This window comes from Stenotrophomonas indicatrix, from assembly GCF_002750975.1.
Lineage (GTDB): Bacteria > Pseudomonadota > Gammaproteobacteria > Xanthomonadales > Xanthomonadaceae > Stenotrophomonas > Stenotrophomonas indicatrix.
This window is the reverse complement of sequence record NZ_PEJS01000001.1, coordinates 2,943,202-2,959,195: the sequence shown is the minus strand read 5'-3', so window position 1 is coordinate 2,959,195 and position 15,994 is coordinate 2,943,202. Positions and strand designations below refer to the sequence as shown.

Annotated in this window: 13 protein-coding genes and 1 riboswitch; of the genes, 6 read left to right on the top strand and 7 right to left on the bottom strand. The window is 67.0% G+C overall.

Annotated features, from left to right (window positions below; translation table 11 throughout):
* Window positions 1-29: 29 nt before the first annotated feature.
* Window positions 30-686 (bottom strand): M23 family metallopeptidase, encoded by a 657-nt coding sequence (locus CR918_RS13745; protein ID WP_099843309.1) that lies wholly within the window; start codon window positions 684-686, stop codon window positions 30-32.
* Window positions 687-690: 4 nt separating this feature from the next.
* Window positions 691-1,656, bottom strand: coding sequence for a L,D-transpeptidase family protein (locus tag CR918_RS13740; protein ID WP_099843307.1), 966 nt, complete (start codon window positions 1,654-1,656; stop codon window positions 691-693).
* A gap of 234 nt (window positions 1,657-1,890) precedes the next feature.
* On the opposite strand from CR918_RS13740, the gene CR918_RS13735 reads away from it, so the two are divergent.
* Window positions 1,891-4,017: a methyl-accepting chemotaxis protein gene (locus CR918_RS13735; protein ID WP_032976616.1), complete on the top strand. Its 2,127-nt coding sequence runs from the start codon at window positions 1,891-1,893 to the stop codon at window positions 4,015-4,017.
* A gap of 84 nt (window positions 4,018-4,101) precedes the next feature.
* Here the strand turns inward: CR918_RS13735 and CR918_RS13730 are convergent, their stop codons facing one another.
* A complete protein-coding gene (locus CR918_RS13730) occupies window positions 4,102-4,392 on the bottom strand; it encodes a hypothetical protein (protein WP_032951973.1) in 291 nt (96 codons plus the stop codon).
* 14 nt (window positions 4,393-4,406) lie between these two features.
* Window positions 4,407-4,946, bottom strand: coding sequence for a hypothetical protein (locus tag CR918_RS13725; protein WP_099843305.1), 540 nt, complete (start codon window positions 4,944-4,946; stop codon window positions 4,407-4,409).
* A gap of 151 nt (window positions 4,947-5,097) precedes the next feature.
* Here CR918_RS13725 and CR918_RS13720 point away from each other — a divergent pair, with 151 nt between their 5' ends.
* Window positions 5,098-5,832 (top strand): alpha/beta fold hydrolase, encoded by a 735-nt coding sequence (locus CR918_RS13720; RefSeq protein ID WP_243379097.1) that lies wholly within the window; start codon window positions 5,098-5,100, stop codon window positions 5,830-5,832.
* On the opposite strand, the gene CR918_RS13715 is transcribed toward CR918_RS13720, so the two are convergent.
* Window positions 5,829-6,317, bottom strand: a complete 489-nt coding sequence (locus tag CR918_RS13715; protein ID WP_099843301.1) for a hypothetical protein — start codon at window positions 6,315-6,317, stop codon at window positions 5,829-5,831. The two genes, CR918_RS13720 and CR918_RS13715, sit on opposite strands and share 4 nt — an antisense overlap.
* 21 nt (window positions 6,318-6,338) lie before the next feature.
* Window positions 6,339-8,435 carry a catalase gene (locus CR918_RS13710; protein ID WP_099843299.1) on the bottom strand — a complete coding sequence of 699 codons (2,097 nt, stop codon included), beginning with the start codon at window positions 8,433-8,435 and terminating at the stop codon, window positions 6,339-6,341.
* A gap of 119 nt (window positions 8,436-8,554) precedes the next feature.
* Here CR918_RS13710 and CR918_RS13705 point away from each other — a divergent pair, with 119 nt between their 5' ends.
* The 3 genes from CR918_RS13705 to CR918_RS13695 all read left to right on the top strand — a co-directional run bounded on the left by CR918_RS13705 (window position 8,555) and on the right by CR918_RS13695 (window position 11,245).
* Window positions 8,555-9,277 (top strand): AraC family transcriptional regulator, encoded by a 723-nt coding sequence (locus CR918_RS13705; protein WP_025877061.1) that lies wholly within the window; start codon window positions 8,555-8,557, stop codon window positions 9,275-9,277.
* A gap of 81 nt (window positions 9,278-9,358) precedes the next feature.
* A complete protein-coding gene (locus CR918_RS13700) occupies window positions 9,359-10,729 on the top strand; it encodes an amino acid permease (RefSeq protein WP_099843297.1) in 1,371 nt (456 codons plus the stop codon).
* A 105-nt stretch (window positions 10,730-10,834) separates the two neighbouring features.
* Window positions 10,835-11,245, top strand: coding sequence for a VOC family protein (locus CR918_RS13695; RefSeq protein ID WP_025877065.1), 411 nt, complete (start codon window positions 10,835-10,837; stop codon window positions 11,243-11,245).
* 100 nt (window positions 11,246-11,345) lie between these two features.
* Here CR918_RS13695 and gcvP read toward each other — a convergent pair whose 3' ends face one another.
* A complete protein-coding gene (gcvP, locus tag CR918_RS13690; protein ID WP_025877067.1) occupies window positions 11,346-14,213 on the bottom strand; it encodes an aminomethyl-transferring glycine dehydrogenase in 2,868 nt (955 codons plus the stop codon).
* Window positions 14,214-14,274: 61 nt separating this feature from the next.
* A riboswitch (glycine riboswitch) is annotated at window positions 14,275-14,377 on the bottom strand.
* Window positions 14,378-14,676: 299 nt separating this feature from the next.
* Between gcvP and CR918_RS13685 the strand changes: the two genes are divergently transcribed.
* On the top strand, window positions 14,677-15,903 hold the full coding sequence (locus CR918_RS13685) for a multidrug effflux MFS transporter (protein ID WP_025877069.1): 1,227 nt from the start codon (window positions 14,677-14,679) through the stop codon (window positions 15,901-15,903).
* Window positions 15,904-15,994 lie beyond the last annotated feature (91 nt).

The following is a 15,994-nucleotide window of genomic DNA, read 5'->3' as shown; positions in this document are numbered from 1 at the left end:
CGCCACGACCAGACCGTGCGGGTTGCGACTTAATCCCCTCCGTCCCCTTTTTTCAGCAATGGATAGGGATTGATCGACTCGCCCTTCCACCATTGCTTCTCCGGGCCCAGCACGTGCACTTCGAAATGCAGGTGCGGCGCTTCGGGGTTGGCGTTGCCGGTGCTGCCGACGTAACCGATCACGTCGCCGCGCTTGATGGTCTGCTTCTCGGCCAGGCCGTCGGCGTAGCGCTGCAGGTGTGCGTAGTAGTAGCACCAGCGACCGCTGGGTTCGAACTGGTAGACGGTCAGGCCGCCGCGCTCACTGTCGAACAGCTTCTCGACGTGGCCATCGGCCACCGCCAGTACCGGTGTGCCGGCAGCAGCCATGATGTCGATCGCATCGTGCACGCGGCCTTCGCTGCGTGCGTCGGTGAAGGTGTCCTGCAGTTGCGAGGGCGTGATGCCCTGTACCGGCAGCAGCAGGCCGGAGGGTGTGTCGCCCGTTGCTGCTGGGGCGGGCGCAGCGATTGCCGTTGTCGCCTGCTCCACGGGTACGGCCCGGGCGCTGTCGGCCGCAGCGGAGGTCTGCGCCACTGCAAGGGGGCGGGCACCCGTGTCATCGGACGGCGCGCCATCACGCTGCAGCCACCATCCGGCTGCCACGCCCATCACCAGCCCCAGTACGATCAGTTGCGCTAGTCGCATCGGCTCACTCCTGCATGACGACCGGTACCGACGTATCCACGGCTGCAGCCACGCGCAGCACATCCCAGTTGGTCATGCGCACGCAGCCGTGCGATTCGGTCTTGCCGACATGGCCGGGCACCGGCGTACCGTGCAGGCCGTAATGGGGTTTGGACAGGTCGATCCAGACCCGGCCGACCGGATTGTTCGGGCCGGGCGGAATCGTGGCCTTGCGATCGCCCTTCCTGGCATCCCAGAACAGCTTCGGGTTGTAGTGGAATGGCGGATCCGGGTAGACGCCGAGGATCTTCCACTCACCGATCGGCAGCGGGTCGTGCTCGCTGCCCGACGACACCGGTACCTGCGCGATCACCTTGCCCTGCGCGTCCAGCAGTTGCAGGATGGAGTCGGATTTGTCGACCACCAGTTTGGCGGCCTTGGGCAATGCAGCGGGCGCAATGTTGGGCACTTGGATGCGGCTGCCGGCCTTGCTCAGATCCACACCGGGATTGAGCGCCTTCAGCAGCTCCGGTGCGGCATGGAAGCGCTCGCCCAGCGATTCCTCCACGCTGCTGAAGCCCAGTGCCTTCAGCTTGGCCTGGTCGGCGGGCTTTTTGGGAACCGCAACGAACGGACCGGCCACGTCCTCTACGGTCAGCGTGTAGCTGGCAAGGGGGCCGACCGAGTCGGCCTGCAGGGCCTTCCAGGTGGCGTCGTCCAGTTCGCCGCTGACCGTCAGCCCGTGCGCTGCCTGGAAGCCGGACACCGCGCGGCGTTGATTGCTGCCCACTTCGCCATCGATTTCGCCCGGAGAGAAATTGGCGCGGTCCAGAAGTACCTGGGCGTGCAGGGGCGAGTGCGCCGCTGTATCCGGGCCGGCCTTTTCGGCGATGGGTGCTGGTAGGCCGGCGGGCGGGGGCGTCTGCGCAAAGGCAGGCGACATCAGCAGCGACAGGGCGAGCAGGGCGGGGCGGCATACGGGCATGGGCATCTCCAGGCAGATCACGCCTCCACCCTGCCCGTAGACGCTGCGCAGCCGCCGTGAAAGAAAACTGATGCCAGCATGAGCAGTGGGGCCGCGCCGCCGGGCCATCCTCCCGCGGCAGAAGCGGGAGGCCGGGTCTCACCAAGGTGAACGGCTTCCGACGCAGTCGAGCGGGAGGCGATCAAGATTCCCGGCTGGCGGGCCGATATGGGCGCATCCCCCCCGTTTTGGATTCACCCCATGAACTACTTGAGGAACGTCAGGGTCGCCTGGCGTCTTGGGCTTGGCTTTGGCCTGTTGTTGTTGCTGGTTGCCGCCGTGGTCGCTACCGGTGCCACCGCCACGATGGTGCAGAAGCGCGCGATGGAGCAGGTGGTCGAGGTCGGCGTAGCGAAGGTGCGCCTGCTGTCGGAGATGCTCGATGCCAACAACCAGATGATGGTCGTGCGCCGCGAGATGCTGATCCGCCAGGGCGAAGACCGTGCCAACGACGAGCAGCGCATCGCCGCTCTGGTCAAGCGCTACGAGGCCAGTTGGACGGCCTACCAGGCCCTGCCCGGCGATGCCGAAGGCAAGGTGATCGGCGAGACCATCGCCGCCAAGCGCGCGCTCGCCCGTCCGCTCAACAAGCAGACCAGCGAACTGATGGAACAGGGCGATTTCCCCGGCGCCGTGGCGCTGACCCTGGGCCCGGTGCAGGAAGCGGCCAATGGCTGGAACAAGGCACTGGCCGATGGCGTGGCCTATGAAGAAAAGGAAAGCCGCGAGGCCGCTGCCGAGGCGATCCGCCTGGGCGAGCGCAGCCTGCTGCAGCTGCTGGTGCTGGGTGGCGTGGCGCTGCTGGCAGGCATCGCCGCATCGGTGCTGATCGGTCGCAGCATGACCGGCCCGCTGGCGCGTGCAGTGCAGCTGGCCGAGCGCCTGTCCAAGGGTGAACTGGACCAGGAATTCCGCCTGGGTGGCCGGGACGAGCTGACCCAGCTCGGCGAGGCCATGGCCAGCGTGCGCCAGAGCGTGCAGGCCGCCATCGGCGCGCAGCTGCAGATGGCCGAGCAGCATGAAGCCGGTGCGATCCGTTACCGGATGGACGCCAGTGCGTTCCCCGGCGACTTCGGCCGCATGGTGCAGGCCACCAACCACTTGGTCGAATCACACGTGCAGGTGCAGCTGCTGATGGCCGAGGTGATGCAGCGCTATGCCATCGGCGACCTCAGCCGTGATCTGCCCGAGTACCCGGGTGAGAAGGGCACGCTGACCCGTACCCTGGCGGCGGTGAAGCAGAGCCTGATGGCGATCAACGCGCAGATCGATGAACTGGCCCGTGCCGCGCGCGCTGGCGATTTCAGCGTGCGTGGCGACGCCGCGGCATTCCAGTACCAGTTCCAGGCGATGGTGAACCACCTCAACGGCATGATGGCCAGTTCGCAGGCCAGCATCGCCGATGTCTCCGACGTGCTGCGCGCCATCTCGCATGGCAACCTCACCGCGCGCATGGAGGGCGAGTACGAGGGCGTGTTCGCGCGCATGCGTGACGATGCCAATGCCACCACCACGCAGCTGACCGGAATCGTGCGTGGCATCCAGGTGGCCGCCGACAGCATCAACAACGCGGCACAGGAACTGGCGGCCGGCAACAACGATCTGTCGCGCCGTACCGAACAACAGGCCGCGAACCTGGAAGAGGCTGCCGCCTCGATGGAAGAGCTGACCTCGACCGTGCGCCAGAACGCCGAGCTGGCACGCCAGGCCGACAGCGAAGCGCATGCGGCCGGCGTTGCCGTGCGCGAGACCGAGCAGGCCATGGCGCAGATGGCCACGGTGATGGGCGAGATCGACCAGTCTTCGGCGCGCATTTCGGAAATCTCCACGGTGATCGATGGCATCGCCTTCCAGACCAACATCCTGGCGCTGAACGCTGCAGTGGAAGCGGCGCGTGCCGGCGAACAGGGCCGCGGCTTTGCGGTGGTGGCCAGCGAAGTGCGTACGCTGGCACAGCGTGCCGGTGTCGCTGCCAAGGAGATCAAGGAGTTGATCGAGGACGCCGCTGCCAAGGTGCAGAGTGGTCTGGCCGTGACCGTGGAATCGGAAGCCGCCATTGCCCGCGTGGCCCAGGCGAGCTCGCGTACCACCCAGCTGATGAGCGACATCGCCGCCGCCAGCAAGGAACAGGCGGCCGGCATCGAGCAGGTCAACCAGGTGGTGGTGCAGATGGACCAGGTGACCCAGCAGAACGCTGCGCTGGTGGAAGAGGCGACCGCTGCCAGCCGCGCGCTGGAAGAGCAGGCGCATGCGCTGACCACGTCGGTGTCGGTGTTCCAGCTGGAGCAGGGAGCGCGCATGCCCATCGTGCCTGCACGCGCGGCGTAGGCCAACGGCAGCGCGATGTTGGATGGCGCCCTGCATGCGATGACCCGCATGCAGGGCGTCGATGCACGCAACGGTTGAGGGCCGCTAGCGCCCGCGTGCCGAGCGTTCGATCAACCAACCGGCCGCGTACAGCAACAGCAGGGTTGGCGGAACCAGCACCGCATACGCGGTCGACCAGGGCTTGCCGTACAACAGGCTGCCTGCGCCGATGGCATCAAGCGCGGCAGACTGCAGGGTGATGGGGAGTGCCATCAGGATGTAGGTACCCTTCGGGTCGGCGTCTGTCTGTGCGCCGTGGACCAGCCACGCGGTCAACAGCAGGTAGACCACGCACAGCGCAAGGCCTGTCCAGCTCAGCAGTCGTCGCATCTTCATCTGCAGGCCTCCTGTCAACGGACGTCGAAGCGGGCCTGCAGGGGCAGGCTTACATTCCGCAACAGATCCCTGACCACCACCTGCGCGGTCCACGTGCCTTTCGGATCGTCGGGTTCGGCGACGAACTTCAGCTGCACACTGGTCATGTACAGCAGGGTTGGCGGGCCGGGCAGGGCGGCAGTGAAGCAGGGAACATCGCGTTCGTCGACACTGGTACTGCCGTCCGGGCGAAGCATGCGCAGATCGCAGTGCACCTTGGGTACGCGGTTCTCATCCAGTTGCGGGTTGGACAGGAATGTCAGCAGGAACAATTCTCCGCCCAGGTGGACTTCGCTGGCCTCGGTAAAGCTGGGAGTGCTCTCCGGTGGAGTTTCCCATTTGGCCCGCCAGTCGGCGTCGGAGGTGACCAGCAGGGATGCCGCAAAGCCATCGCTGGATTTCATGGCATCGGTCTGCGGCACCGCCTTGCCGTCGCCATTTATCCAGCCATCGCTGGCAAAGGTGGTCAGTGGCAGCATCAGGGCCATCATGGCCAGTGCGTAGGTCCCTCGCATCAAGGCTCTCCTTGGTAGCCGCATCCTGCGGCGGAGCCGGCAGTATCGCGCAACCTTGGCCGGCACAGCAGAGGGAGAGCCAGGAAGAGGTTCCTTCGCCTGCCGATCCGGGCGATGCTTGCCAGCAAAGGAGCTGGCATGGGAACGGGACGTGAGGAATAAACAGGGCTGTGATGCCGCGTCGGCCGCGCCGCTGCACGTACTGATGCTGCCAGGCCTGGATGGCACCGGCAGCATGTCGACCCCGTTGCTGTCCGCACTGCAGGCTCATGGGATGACGACGCAGGCGATCGCGCTGCCTGCGCAGGGCGGGCAGGATTACGCCACGCTTGCCAGATGGCTGTGGCCGCAGCTGCCCCGTCACCCCTTCATCCTGCTTGCCGAGTCCTTCTCGGGGCCGTTGGCGGTCGAGCTGGCCGCGCGCCAGCCCGCAGCGCTGCGCGGACTGGTGCTGGCCGCGACCTTTGCGCGCCGGCCCGTGCCATTGCCGGCAGCCGGCGCGGTACTGCTGTCACCGGCCTGGCCGGTGCCTCCCGTGGCGATGCTGGCGCGCCTGCTGCTGGGGCGGTGGCGCACCGGCGAGCACATGTCGATGCTGCGCGCTGGGTTGGCTCAGGTTCCAGCGACCACGTTGCGGCAGCGCGCCGCAGCGACCCTGCGGGTGGACGTACGCGCATTGCTGCCGCAGATCGGGGTGCCGACGCTGTGCCTGCAGGCGGGTCATGACCGGCTGCTGTGGCCACCGAGGGTAGCCGAGCTGCAGACCCTGCTGCCGGACGCGCGGCACGTGGCCCTGGACGGGCCGCATCTGCTGCTGCAGGCCTGTGCCGAACCGGCCGCCGCGGTGGTGGCCGGTTGGGTGAGGGCGCTGCCCGCTACCGGCTAACTGCCGGCGCGGGTGCGTGCGGCCTTCTTCGCCGCGGTCCTGCGTACCGCCTTTTTTGCTGCACGGGTCTTCGCGGCCTTCTTCGCAGCGGTGCTGCGTGAGGCGCTCTTCTGCGTTGCCTTCCCGGCGGCCGCCTTCTTTGCAGGGACCTTCGCAGGGGCCTTCTTCACCGCCTTCTTTGCAGCAGTCTTCCTGGTGGCGGCCTTCTTCGCAGGCGTCTTTTTCGCAGCGGTCTTCTTCGCCACCTTCTTTGCAGTCGCCTTGCTTGCGGAAGCCTTCTTCGCCGTTGTCTTTCTGGCCACCTTCTTCGTTGCCTTGCGCGCGCTGCCGCTGCGCTTGCCACCACCATCCTGCTTGTTCACGGTGGCCCAGGCGATGCGCTCGGCGGTGCCTTCACTGGCACCGCGTTCGCGCTCACTCTCTTCGATATGCTCGGCCTGGCGCTTCTGCTTGTCGGTATAGGCGGATTTGTCACCACGGGGCATGGGGATTCTCCTGTCGGATGGTCAGGCCAGCAGGCGCAGCTTCGGCTCGCGTGCCCACTGACGGGTGGCGGCAGCGGCGAGGAAGGCCTTGCTGTCTTCGGCCTCCACGGTGCCGGCATCGTTGCCGACGCGCGCTGCCTTCAGCAGGGCCTGTGCGCCTTCGTCACTCGCGATGGCTTTCAGGTGCGCCCAGGCATCGCTGACAAAGCCCACGGCTGCCGCTTCCTTGGCCAAGGCCTTGCCGGCGTCGGCACTCAGCACGACCGCCACTGCGTCGAACACCACCGACGGGGTACCGGCCAGCTGTCCATCGGCGGCCTGCGTTTTGCCGTCGCTGAGCGTGGCACCGCCAATTTTCGGCGCGACCAGCTTGACGCTGGCGCCGGCCTTTTCGGCGGACTTGCGCAGAGTGGCGATCACCCGTGCATCGGAGCCCTCGTCGAACAGGATGCCGATGCAGCGCCCCTGCAGCAGGGGCTTGTTGCGGCCGATCACGCGGACCTCGGGTGCGGCGGGCAGGTCCTGTGCAGGGGTTGCCGTCGGTGCCGGGGCGGGTAGGGTGCCCAGTGCCAGCCCGTCGGCCACGCGCTTGGCCAGTCCTTCGTCGATGTTGCGCAGATGGCTGACGGTGCGCACGCGCACCTTCTCGGTTTCCACCTTCGACAGCTCGAACACCAGCGCCGAGGCCAGGTGCGCCTGTTCCGGTTTTTCCAGGCTGCGGAAGAACATCCGCGCCTGGCTGTAGTGGTCGGCAAAGCTCTCCGCGCGGGTGCGGCCCTTGCGCCCATCATCGGCGCTGGCGTGGCTGCGGAAACCGGTGGGCGTCTCGCGCGGGCTGTCTTCCTGCAGCGAACTGGGGTCGTAGGCCACGCGCCCCTTCGGCACCTGCATCTGCATATGGCCATCGCGCTGATGGTTGGCGAACGGGCACTTCGGTGCGTTGATCGGAATCTGGTTGAAGTTCGGCCCGCCCAGGCGGATCAGCTGGGTATCCAGATAGGAGAACAGCCGCCCCTGCAGCAGCGGGTCATTGCTGAAATCGATGCCCGGCGGCACGTTGGCCGGGCAGAAGGCGACCTGCTCGGTCTCGGCGAAGAAATTGTCCGGCCAGCGGTCCAGCACCATGCGCCCGATCACCTGCAGCGGCACCAGCGACTCGGGGATGATCTTGGTCGGGTCCAGGTGGTCGAACGGGAATCCATCGGCCTGTTCTTCGGTAAACAGCTGCACGGCCAGCTCCCACTCGGGGAAGTCGCCGCGCTGGATCGCCTCGAACAGGTCGCGGCGGTGGAAATCGTTGTCGGCGGCCTGCAGCTTCAGCGCCTCGTCCCAAACGGTGGACTGCAGCCCCAGCTTCGGCCGCCAGTGGAACTTGACGAAGGTGGAGTTCCCTTCCTCATCCAGCAGGCGGAAGCTGTGGATGCCGAAGCCTTCGATGGTGCGCAGCGAGCGCGGAATCGTGCGATCGCTCATCGCCCACATGATCATGTGCATCGATTCGGGCATCAGCGAGACGAAATCCCAGAACGTGTCGTGTGCGCTGGCCGCCTGCGGGAAGGCGCGGTCCGGTTCCATCTTCACCGCATGGATCAGGTCGGGGAACTTGATCGCGTCCTGGATGAAGAACACCGGAATGTTGTTGCCGACCAGGTCCCAGTTGCCTTCCCTGGTGTAGAACTTCACCGCGAAGCCGCGCACGTCGCGCGGGGTGTCGACCGAGCCGGCGCCGCCGGCAACGGTGGAGAAGCGGGTGAACACCGGCGTCTTCACCCCGACCTCGGTGAGGATCTTCGCCCGGGTCACCTTGCCCAGCGAGCGGGTCAGTTCGAAGAAGCCGTGGGCGGCCGAACCGCGCGCGTGGACGATGCGCTCGGGAATACGCTCGTGGTCGAAGTGGGTGATCTTCTCGCGCAGCAGGAAGTCTTCCAGCAGGGTGGGTCCACGCGGTCCCTGGCGCAGGGAGTTCTGGTTGTCTGCAACCGGAATGCCCTGGTTGCTGGTCAGTACCGGATGGGCGCCTCCTGCGAGCTGATGCAGTTCATCGCCCTGGCCGCGGCTGTCACGGTCGGCGGAGGTGGTGGCGGGAGCGCGCTTGCCGGTCGGCTTGCTGGCGGCCATGGAGGATCTCCTGGAGCGGGTAGGGGGGCAGACTCCAGACAGTGGCGCCGCCGGCGTTAATGCACGGTCCCGTGGGAGTGAACGCGCAGACAAATCGGCGGCTCGGGTATGCTTGCCGCATGCGAGTCGAACCCGCCGACATCGAAGCCCTGTTCGACGCCATTCCGGACGTGCTGTTCTTCATGAAGGACCGCCAGGGCCGCTACACCTACGTCAACCAGACCATGCTGCGACGGCTGGGCCTGCGTGCGCGCAAGGACGTGATCGGACGCACCGCGGCCGAGATCTACCCCACCGGCCTGAGTGCGGACTATGTCGACCAGGACGCACGCGTGCTGTCCGGCGAGGTGATCGAGAACCTCATGGAGCTGCACCTGTTCGCCAACCGCGAACCGGGCTGGTGCCTGACCTGCAAACGCCCGCTGCTGGTGGACGGGCAGGTCGAGGGGCTGATCGGCATTTCCCGCGACCTCGGCCAGAAGGACAGCCTGGGGACCCAGTACGAGCAGCTTCGTCTGGCCTTGGCCCACCTCAATACGCACTATGCCGAGAACGTGCGGATGCAGACGCTGCTGGACATCACCGGGTTCTCGTTGTCCAAGCTGGAGCGCAGCTTCCGCAAGGTGTTCCAGATGACGCCGCAGCAGGTGCTGACCCGGCTGCGGATCCAGATGGCCATGCACCTGCTGCATGGCAACGAGAGCATTGCCTGCATCGGCCAGGCCTGCGGTTTCAGCGACCAGAGCGCGTTCACCCGCAAGTTCAAGGCTGAAACCGGTTTCTCCCCGCGCGCCTACCGCGCCCGTATCGGCGGCAATGTCGGCGAGCCGGTACCGGCCTGAGTTTCCTGCTGCGCTGTGCCTATCCCCGCGGCGGCTGGACACGGTAAGGTGTCGCCCTTGTAGCCGCCGCCAGCCCTGCCGATGCCCGCCACCCCCGATACGACCGCTTCGTCCTCCCGCCTCGGCCATTCGCTCAAGCCACGCCAGCTGATCATGATGGGGCTGGGCAGCGCCATCGGCGCCGGCCTGTTCCTCGGCTCCGGCGTGGGCGTGCAGGCGGCCGGCCCGGCGGTGCTGGTGTCCTATCTGGTGGCCGGTGCGCTGGTGATCATCGTGATGAACGCGCTGGGCGAAATGGCCGCGGCCAAGCCGACCAGCGGTGCGTTCTCGGTGTATGCGGCCGATGCCATGGGCGCCACCGCCGGTGCCACCGTGGGCTGGCTGTGGTGGGTGCAGCTGGTCATCGTGATCGCCGCCGAGGCAGTGGGTGCGGCCGGATTGCTGGCCACGGTCTGGCCGGTGGTGCCGGTACCGATGGCGGCATTGGCCTTCATGCTGTTCTTCACCGCGATCAACCTGCTCGGGGTGAAGAACTTCGGCGAGTTCGAATTCTGGTTCGCCATCCTCAAGGTGGCGGCGATCCTGGCCTTCATCGCCGTGGGCGTGGCGCTGCTGATGGGCTGGCTGCCGCAGGTGGCCTCGCCGGGCCTGAGCAACTTCACCGAGCACGGTGGCTTCGCACCGAAGGGCTTGGCCGGCATCGGCGCGGCGCTGCTGGTGGTGGTGTTCGCCTTCGGTGGCACCGAAATCGTGGCCGTCGCTGCGGCGGAGACCGAAGACCCCGAGCGCAGCATCGCCCGTGCCATCCGCACCGTGGCCTGGCGCATCCTGGTGTTCTACATCGGTTCGCTGAGCGTGATCATCGCTGTGGTGCCGTGGACCAGCGAAGCGCTGAAGTCGCCGTTTGCCGCGGTTCTCGATGTCGCCAATATTCCGGGCGCGGCCACCGCCATCACCCTGATCGCGGTGATCGCCCTGCTGTCAGCGCTCAATGCCAACCTCTACGGCGCCTCGCGCATGATGTATTCGCTGGCGCAACGCCGCGAAGCACCGGCCGTGCTGGGCTGGACCGATCCGCGCCAGGTGCCGGTGATCGCGGTGCTGGCCAGCGTCCTGTTCGGCTTTGCTGCCACCATCATGGAACTGCTGTTCCCGGACAAGGTGTTGCCGGTGCTGCTGAACATCGTCGGCTCCACCTGCCTGCTGGTGTGGACGTTGTCGCTGGTCTCGCAGCTGGTGCTGCGCCGTCGCGCCGACCGCCTGGGCACGCGCCTGCCGTTCCGCATGGCGGGCTTCCCGTGGCTGACCGTCTGTGCGCTGGCGATCCTGGCGCTGATCTTCGGCCTGCTGCTGAGTGAAGCGCATACGCGCCTGCAGTTCCTGTCGATGGTGGCGCTGACGGCGACCATCGCGGCCAGCAGCGCCATCGCCCGGCGCATGCGCGAGGCGTGATGGGGCCGCCGGGCATGGCCCGGCGCTACCGATACGCCGCGCCCACATTCCGCGTGCCATCCTGATCGGGTGGGCCATCACCGGCCCGACGAACGGGAGCACCGCATGCTGCGCAGCCGTCCCTTCCTGATGTTCACCGGCCAGGCCGAAGCGGCGCTGGCCCTGTACGCCGAAGCCTTCGCCGAATTCCGCCTGCTGGCCCTGCAGCGCCACCCGGACGGGGCGGGCGCGGGCGTGCCCGGGCAGGTCCGCCAGGCCATTTTCCTGCTCGGCGGCACCCACTACCTGTGCTTTGACAGCCTGGATGTGCACGACTTCACCTTCACGCCCTCGATGTCGCTGTTCGTCGAGTGTTCCGGCGCCGAATCATTCGAGCGTGCCGCGCGCGTGCTGGGTGACGGCGGGCACTGGCTGATGCCGGTGGGCGAGCAGGATTTCAGCAGCCGCTACGGCTGGGTGCAGGACCGCTTCGGCGTGTCGTGGCAGTTGAGCCTGGGGCAGATGCCCGACCCGTGACGCGTCCTGCCGCTGCGCTCGCCGGGCATGGCCCGGCGCTACCGGAAAACAAAAACGGCCCGCTTGCGCGGGCCGTTCTCATTTCCGATGTCGCGATGGCTTACGCCTCGACTTCATCATCCTTGTAGGCATCGACCGGGATGCAGGCACACATCACGTTCTTGTCGCCGTACACGTTGTCGACGCGGGCTACCGGCGGCCAGTACTTCTGCAGCTTCAGGCTCGGCAGCGGGAAGGCGGCCAGCTCGCGCGGGTAGGCGTGGGTCCACTCGCTGGCGGTCACGGCCGTGGCCGTGTGCGGGGCGTTCTTCAGCGGGTTGTCCTCGCGGTCCAGGCGGCCGTCTTCGATCGCGGTGATCTCTTCGCGGATCTGGATCATCGCGTCGATGAAGCGGTCCAGCTCGTGCAGCGATTCGCTTTCGGTCGGTTCGACCATCAGCGTGCCGGCCACCGGGAAGCTCAGGGTGGGGGCATGGAAGCCGAAGTCGATCAGGCGCTTGGCCACGTCTTCGGCACCGATGCCGCTGGTCTTCTCCAGCGGACGCACGTCCAGGATGCACTCGTGCGCGACCAGGCCGTTGCGACCGGTGTACAGGGTCTTGAAGTGCGGGGCCAGGCGCTTGGCGATGTAGTTGGCGTTGAGCTGGGCAACCTGGGTGGCCTTGCGCAGGCCTTCGGTGCCCATCATCGCGATGTACATCCAGCTGATCGGCAGGATCGAGGCGCTGCCGAAGCTGGCGGCGCTGACCATGCCGACCGGACCGTTGTCACCCAGCTTGCCCGGCAGGAACGGGGCAAGGTGCGACTTGACCGCACACGGGCCAACGCCCGGGCCGCCGCCGCCGTGCGGGATGCAGAAGGTCTTGTGCAGGTTCAGGTGCGAAACGTCCGAACCCCACTTGCCGGGCTTGGCCACGCCGACCAGGGCGTTCATGTTGGCACCGTCGGTGTACACCTGGCCGCCATGCTTGTGGATGATCTCGCAGATCTCCACCACCTCTTCCTCGAACACGCCGTGCGTGGACGGGTAGGTCATCATGATCGCGGCCAGGCGGTCGCTGTACTTCTCGGCATTGAGGCGGATGTCTTCAACGTCGACGTTGCCGTTGGCATCGGTCTTGGTGACCACGACCTTCATGCCGCACATCTGCGCCGAGGCCGGGTTGGTGCCATGCGCCGAATCCGGGATCAGGCAGATGTCACGGTGATCTTCGCCACGCGAGCGGTGGTAGGCGCGGATCGCCAGCAGGCCGGCGTACTCGCCCTGCGCACCGGAGTTCGGCTGCAGGCTGACGGCGTCGTAGCCGGTGCACTCGACCAGCATCGCTTCCAGCGAATCGATCAGTTCCTTGTAGCCCAGCGCCTGCTCGGCCGGCACCAGCGGGTGGATCTGCGAGAACTCCGGCCAGGTCACCGGGATCATTTCGGCGGTGGCGTTGAGCTTCATGGTGCACGAGCCCAGCGGGATCATCGTGCGGTCCATCGCCAGGTCCTTGTCGGCCAGCGAACGCAGGTAGCGCAGCAGTTCGTGCTCGCTGTGGTGGGTGTTGAACACCGGGTGGGTCAGGAACGCGGACTGGCGCAGCAGGCCGGCCGGCAGCGCATCGGCGGTGCTGGCATCGAGCGCGTCCACATCAACGGTGGCACCGAACAGCGCGCCTACGGCGACGATGTCGGCGCGGGTGGCGGTCTCGTCCAGGCTGATGCCGACCGAACTGCTGTCGATCGCACGCAGGTTGTAGCCGGCGGCACGGGCCTTGGCATGGATCGCGTCGGCGTCGACACCGGTGACGTGCAGCGTGTCGAAGAAGTCGGCACCGACCTGCACACCGGCAGTGCGCAGCGCGCTGGCCAGGATGGCGGCCAGGCGATGGGTGCGGCGGGCGATGCGGGTCAGGCCTTCCGGACCGTGGTAGACGGCATACATCGAGGCCATCACCGCCAGCAGCACCTGTGCGGTGCAGATGTTGGAGGTGGCCTTCTCGCGGCGGATGTGCTGTTCGCGGGTCTGCAGGGTCAGGCGGTAGGCCGGGTTGCCCTGTGCGTCGATCGAGACGCCGATCAGGCGGCCCGGCATCGAACGCTTGTAGGCGTCACGGCAGGCCATGAACGCAGCATGCGGGCCACCGAAGCCGAACGGCACGCCGAAACGCTGGCTGTTGCCGACCACGATGTCCGCACCCCATTCGCCCGGGGCGGCCAGCAGGGTCAGTGCCAGCAGGTCGGTGGCCACGGCCACCAGGCCGCCGCGCGCGTGCACGGCATCGACCAGCGCCTTGTAGTCGCCCACCTGGCCGAAGGTGTCCGGGTACTGCAGCAGCAGGCCGAAGGCTTCCGCTTCCAGCGCTTCGGCCGGGGTGCCCACGCGCAGCACGATGCCCATGGGCTCGGCGCGGGTGCGCAGCAGTTCCAGCGTCTGCGGGTGCACGGCGTCGTGCACGAAGAAGGTGTCCGACTTCGACTTGGCCGAGCGCTTGGCCAGGGTCATCGCTTCAGCGGCGGCCGTGGCTTCGTCCAGCAGCGAGGCGTTGGCGATTTCCATGCCGGTCAGGTCGGCGCACAGGGTCTGGAAGTTGATCAGCGCTTCCATGCGGCCCTGCGAGATTTCCGCCTGGTACGGGGTGTAGGCGGTGTACCAGGCCGGGTTTTCCAGGATGTTGCGCAGGATCACGTTCGGCGTGTGGGTACCGTAGTAGCCCTGGCCGATGAAGCTGCGCAGCACGGTGTTCTTGTCGGCGATCGCGCGGATCTTCGCCAGCGCCTGCACTTCGGTGATCGACTCCGGCAGCGCCAGCGGTGCCGGCGACTTGATCTTGGCCGGCACGATGGCATCGGTCATCGCATCCAGCGATGCGTGGCCGATGACGCCGAGCATCTGCGCGATCTCGGCATCGTTGGGGCCGATGTGGCGCTCGACGAACGCCGAATGGTGCTCGAGCTCACGCAGGGAAGGGGTGTTCTGGGACATGGCGAAGGATCCGTCAGGAAAGGGCACACGCACGGGCACAAGCCGCCGGTCGGCGGTCTGCGGGCGCCCCTCTGTCCTTTTGCCTGAGAGTTTAAAAGCGCGGAAAACCGCAGCTTCGTGCCCCTTCGGCGCCGGATCGAACCGGTCTCTCCAGAGTTCTGTTACGGGTGGTATCGGGCCTGAGCGATTACGGGCGTTGCGCCTTCGGCAGCGGTGACCTGCTTCTCCCACCGTGTTGCCCGCCGATTATAGCTCGTTGCCGGCGCCTGACGGTGGCCCGGGCTGGCCTCACAGGGCTGAATGGCCGATGGCCCGGGCGTGCGTTCTGTGCATACGTGCATGGCATCGCGCGCATTCCCCACCTATGATGGTGGGATTCTCGTATTCATCTGGCGCCGTCCCTGCTGCAGGGGATCGGCGCCCGCCGTGCGTGTCATGCATGGCCCTGCCGGACGCTTGCCCGATGACCGCCGCCGTTGCTCCTTCCACCCGCCGCATGGCCCTGTTGCTCGCTGGCCTGGCCATGTTCGGTCCGTTCTCGATCGACACCATCTTTCCCGCGTTTCCGCAGCTGGCCCAACGCCTGGCGGTGGACGAGGTGGCGGTGCAGCAGACCATCAGCGTCTACCTGCTGTTCTACGGCCTGATGAGCCTGGCCCATGGCCCGCTGTCCGATGCGTGGGGGCGCAAGCGGGTGATCCTCGGCGGCCTGGTGATCTTCGTCGGCGCCTCGGTGGGCTGTGCGTTGTCTACCGACCTGACCACGCTGCTGGCGTTCCGCGCACTGCAGGGCCTGTCCGCCGGCGTGGGCATGATCGTCGGCCGCGCGGTGATCCGCGATCTGTACCACGGCCACGACGCGCAGCGGCTGATGAGCCAGGTGTCGATGCTGTTCGGTATCGCCCCGGCCATCGCGCCGATCATCGGTGGCTGGATCCTGCTCAGCGGTGCCGGCTGGCCGCTGATCTTCTGGTTCCTGGTGGTATTCGCGCTGGTGCTGCTGGCGGCCACCGCGCGCTTCCTGCCGGAAACCCATCCGGTGGAGGCGCGGATCGCCCTGTCGCCACGCACGTTGCTGCGCGATTACGTGCGCATCGGCTTCAACCCGCGGTTCCTGCGCCTGGCCCTGGCCGGCAGCATCGGGTTCGGCGGCATCTTCCTGTACATCTCCTCGGCGCCGGCCATCGTGATGCAGCACCTGCATCTGGGTGAAGGTGGCTTTGCGTGGTTGTTCATTCCCACCATCGGCGGCATGACCACCGGTTCGTTCCTGTCCGGGCGCATGGCCGGGCACAGCACACCGACCCGGCAGGTCGCGCTCGGTTTCACCCTGTGTGCGGTCTCTGCCGTGTTGAACATCGGCTACGTCACCCTGGCGCCGCAGTTCGCGCTGCCGTGGGCGGTGATGCCGATCTTCCTTGGCGGCATGGGCATGGCGCTGATCTTCCCGATCCTGGCGCTGGCGGTGCTGGACATGTATCCGCTGCAGCGCGGCCTGGCGTCGTCGCTGCAGGCGTTCGTGCAGCTGATGATCAGCACCGTGGTGGCCGGCGTGGTATCGCCGCTGCTGCACAACAACCCGCTGCACCTGGCACTGGGACAGGCGGGCTTCTTCGCGGCCGGCTTCGTGTTCTGGTACTGGGAGCACCAGCGCGAACGCGCATCAGAGGCAGCCAGCACGGCGCATTGAGCGTCATGCAGGGGTAGGGCGCGTCATCACGCGCGGATCCGTTGCGGGGCTGCGGGCAGGGATTAGGCTGGGGTTTCCAGCGAGCCGGTTC